Below are 4165 nucleotides of genomic sequence, written 5' to 3' on the forward strand. Positions count from 1 at the left end.
GGTGTGGGGTGTGGGGTGTGGGAAGAATAAATAAAAATAATCTCCTGACTTCTGACTCCTGACTCCTGACTCCTGCCTCCTGATAACTGATAATGATTCACTCCCCAGGTAAAGTAGCGGTTTCTAACCAAAAAGCCTCAATATTTTTGACAATTTTGAACAAATCGTTGAGATTGCGCGACTTGGTTATATAACAATTAACGTGCAGTTCATAGCTATAAAAAATATCCTCCTCGTTGCGAGAAGTGGTTAAAACCACCACAGGAATTCTTTTTAAACTGGGATCGTTTTTAATTTCCGCTAATACCTCCCGTCCGTCTTTTCTTGGCAAATTCAGATCGAGAAGAATCAGATTAGGACGAGGAGAATCGATATACTCCCCTTCTCGACGCAGATAATCCATAGCGTTGACACCATCCCTAACGATAACTAATTCATGCGGGACGGTGCTAGTTTTTAATGCCTCTTGGATGAGGCGAATATCAGCTTTACTGTCCTCCACTAATAAGATAATTTTGTGTGGCACGTCCTCGCCAGCGCTCACGCTCGTTACCTCCTAGGGGAATTGTAAAATAGAAAACCGCTCCTTTACCTAATTGGGATTCTACCCAAATTCGTCCGCGATGACACTCGATAATTTTCTTACAAATCGCTAAACCCATACCTGTGCCGGGGTACTCGTCGCGGGTATGTAGTCGTTGGAAAATCACGAAAATGCGTTCGTAAAATCGGGGATCGATGCCAATTCCATTATCGGTGACAGAGAACAGCCATTCCTCCTCTTGACGTTGCGCGGAAATATGAATAGTGGGAGTTGCTTTTCCTCGGAATTTAATGGCATTACCGATGAGATTTTGGAACAATTGCATTAACTGGGTTTTATCTGCCATGACAATTGGCAAAGGATCAACGGTGATTATAGCTTGACTTTCTTGAGTTCTCCCTTTCAGGTTAGCGAGAGCTTTTTCCAGTGCCAGATTAGCATCAATGGTATTAAACTCTACCGCCTGCATATCCACTTTTGAGTAAGCCAGCACATCATCTATTAATGTTTGCATCAAGCTGACACCTTCGACGGCAAAAGTAATAAATTCTTTAGCATCTTCGTCCAGTTCTTCGGTGTAGCGCATTTCTAGCAACTGCACATAGTTGGCGACTTGATTGAGGGGTTCCTGTAAATCGTGGGAGGCGACGTAGGCGAATTTTTTTAATTCGGCGTTTGATAGTTCCAAATCCCGCGCTAAACGTGCCAATTCATCGGCTTGTTTTAAGATGATATTGACGATCGCTTTTCGTAATTCTAGTGCGGCGTTAATTTCTACCGCTTTCCAGGGTAAAGATTTCAAGCGAACGGTTTCTTTCCAGAGGGAGAAAGATTTACGCGGACAGAGACGAATATTACCATCTATGGCAGTCGTTTCGATCGCTTTACCCGGATCACCACCCCAGTTCACGGTTTGAATTACTTCCGGACGAAACCAGAGGAGATAATTACGTTTAGAAATAGGAATTGCTAGTAAACCACTGGCAATATCTTTAAACTTACCCCCATCGGTATAAATTCGCGGTAAGGAATTGGTATAGTAAACATCTTCATGGACGTTTTTTTCTAGCCAAGTAATCAGATAATTTAGTTCTTCTTCGCTTGGTGTTACTCCAATTAATGTATAATTGCCGCCTAAAAAAATAGCGGCTCCTGTGGCTTTAGTTAGATCAAGCAGATTCGGTTTATGGGCAATTAATCCATCGATAAAGTTATTAGCTTCAGCCATATAATCGATTAATTGCGATTGCACAAAGTTTAATTTCACTCGATAGTCATAATCCTCGGTTTCTTCCCGTGCTGATATTTCCGAAAAAATCACTCTTCCTAAGAACTCACAAGCTTTACGCAGTTCGTAGGGTACATATTTAGGGGTGCGGTGATGACAGGCAATAATACCCCAGAGACGTTTATTTTCAATCAGAGAAATGGTTAAAGATGCTCCCACTCCCATATTATGCAGGTATTCTAAATGACAGGGAGAAGCACTTCTCAGACTGGACAGGGTTAAATTTAAAGGTTGTTGAGTTTCGGGATGAAGACTAGGCACTAGATCGACGGGTTCAGAGGTGGCATCGGGAATCTGTCGAATCCAATTAGCACTTAATAAATTTCGTGCCGGGAGAGGGATATCGGAAGCAGGATAACGTAAACCGAGATAGGGTTCTAGTTGCTCTATTTTGTCTTCTGCTATCACATCACCGTTATCTTCTTCGTCGAATTTGTATAACATAACTCGATCAAATCCTGTCATTTTTCGCACTTCTTTAACGATGATATTACAGAAATCTTTCAGGTTACGGGTGGCTTCAAGTTTATCGATCGAAGTTTTGGCTAGGTGATAGAAACTCAGGAAAGGAATGTTTTCATAGGAAATAGCTGGTTCTAACTCTAAAATCAGCATTTGTTCGGCGTTGCGGTGGAAAATAGCATCAAAGACGGCGAAATCATCCCCTTTAACCCGCGCCCAAATTTTGCAGGGATTGATAGCATCAAAATCGTTATTTTCTATGGCTGATTTCAGAGGATCGATCTGAAAGGGATCGAAGATTTCTTCTAGGGTTTTACCGATAATTTCCCCCGGAGAAATTCCCAATAAACTGCGGCTATTACTGCTAGTTTGGCTGACTTTTAGCTCTGGTTCGCTGAGAACTAAAAGCACCCCGTGCGGTTGAATTCGGTTATAGAGATGGATCGGTTCCCGTTCGATCGAAGTTGGGTTAATTGTCTCGGTTAGAACTTCCATGTGTATTGCCCCCAGAGGATTTTTGCCAAGTTGAAAACTCTTTGTTTATTAAAACTATTTCTTCTCACTTTCGGGGGGCGATCAAGAATAAATTTACTTCTCTTAATACTAGGCCATCAAAAGTAATAAAACTTTAATTAATCAGTTATCTATTGATCGAGCAGTTCTGTTCAGTTCCCTTTATTATAATCAGTTTTTCTCTGAGAATCTAGGGTAATTTGTTAAGAATTAAGATTTAATGTTACAAGGGACAGATAATTCTTAATAAAAATATACAGTAGGGTGTGTTAGCGAAGCGTAACACACCAAAATCTAAGATTTAAATATGATAGCAACCCTTTTTTGTTAATTACCTGGAGGTAAAATTTTGAACATTTCTGCAAGCTTATAACTATTTACAAGGAGACTAATTGGCGGATTAATCTTTTGTGCTTTTTCTGGAACTATTTTTGTGAAAAATTCCCATAACTTTTGGGATATATTGTTCTTGGTTTCCTTATCTTCACCTTCGACTTCATTAATTCCCACCTCGGTGAGGGTAGCCAAAATTTCCTTGCGAAGACCATTATAGCCAACGATGTAAAATTTGTTAAGAGCTTCTAGGACTTCATTTAATTTAATCAGCAGAAATTGTTTAAACTCTTGCGTAATTTTGCTATCTTCAATCATTTGAATTAAACCTAAGATTTCTTCCCTTAACCTGTTCAAATCCTCTTTGCTTAAATATATTTCCTCAAAATCTTCTACACAAGAAGGAAGCCAATGTAGAGCGTACCAGTCAGGAGAGTTTAATGGCTGTAAGAAAGAATGTGACCAAGACATTTCAAGTCTTGAAAATACACTAATTAATTCATCCTTAATTTGTGTCATAAGTTCTTTATAGGAAGACTGTTTTCTTGAAGGAAAATATTGTAGTTGATCTTCTATGTGATAAATAAGCTGTAGTAATTGAATCAACCCTTTCTGAACAGAATCAGTGTCATTTTTCACTTCCATTGCTCTTGCTAAAACTGCTTGAACTGATTCGTTAGTTTCGTCTTGAGAACATCTTTGTAGGATAATTAATAAACGTTCGGCTGGATTATGAATCGGTAGAGTAGATGATTCCAGGCTCTTCGTTACTCTTTATGCTAAATCAACAGACAAGATGCCAAGATAACATACTTCTAACCCAAAAATTCCGAAAGTTTCTAAAGCCATAGCCTCTTCTTTTTATTAGTTTAAGTTTATTGTTGATTCCCTCGACCACCCCATTCGTTGTCCTTCGCTCGAAATAACTAATTATTTCTCCAAACCAGTTTCGGATTGTTTGACAACTCTTAGTAAAAACACTGGAGGATTTTGCCAACCATTCCGAGATGGATAGCATTCCCTCT

General features: G+C 39.4%; 4 protein-coding genes. All 4 read right to left on the minus strand.

Annotated features, from left to right (window positions below; translation table 11 throughout):
• Window positions 1–97: 97 nt before the first annotated feature.
• Complete coding sequence (locus tag IQ224_RS21980; protein ID WP_002777485.1) at window positions 98–544, minus strand: response regulator; 447 nt, start codon at window positions 542–544, stop codon at window positions 98–100.
• Window positions 489–2789 carry an ATP-binding protein gene (locus IQ224_RS21985; RefSeq protein WP_194033494.1) on the minus strand — a complete coding sequence of 767 codons (2301 nt, stop codon included), beginning with the start codon at window positions 2787–2789 and terminating at the stop codon, window positions 489–491. The genes IQ224_RS21980 and IQ224_RS21985 overlap by 56 nt, the downstream gene beginning before the upstream one ends.
• A 345-nt stretch (window positions 2790–3134) precedes the next feature.
• On the minus strand, window positions 3135–3785 hold the full coding sequence (locus tag IQ224_RS21990) for a hypothetical protein (protein WP_228036350.1): 651 nt from the start codon (window positions 3783–3785) through the stop codon (window positions 3135–3137).
• A 139-nt stretch (window positions 3786–3924) separates the two neighbouring features.
• A partial coding sequence (locus IQ224_RS21995; RefSeq protein WP_194032751.1) for a transposase occupies window positions 3925–4165 on the minus strand: 241 nt, incomplete at its 5' end.

Source organism: Microcystis sp. LEGE 00066, assembly GCF_015207925.1.
Lineage (GTDB): Bacteria > Cyanobacteriota > Cyanobacteriia > Cyanobacteriales > Microcystaceae > Microcystis > Microcystis ichthyoblabe_A.

Excerpts from the sequence above, each read along its gene's own strand:
- IQ224_RS21985 (WP_194033494.1), bottom strand. The coding sequence starts at position 2,789 with ATGGAAGTTCTAACCGAGACAATTAACCCAACTTCGATCGAACGGGAA.
- IQ224_RS21990 (WP_228036350.1), bottom strand. The coding sequence starts at position 3,785 with ATGGAAGTGAAAAATGACACTGATTCTGTTCAGAAAGGGTTGATTCAA.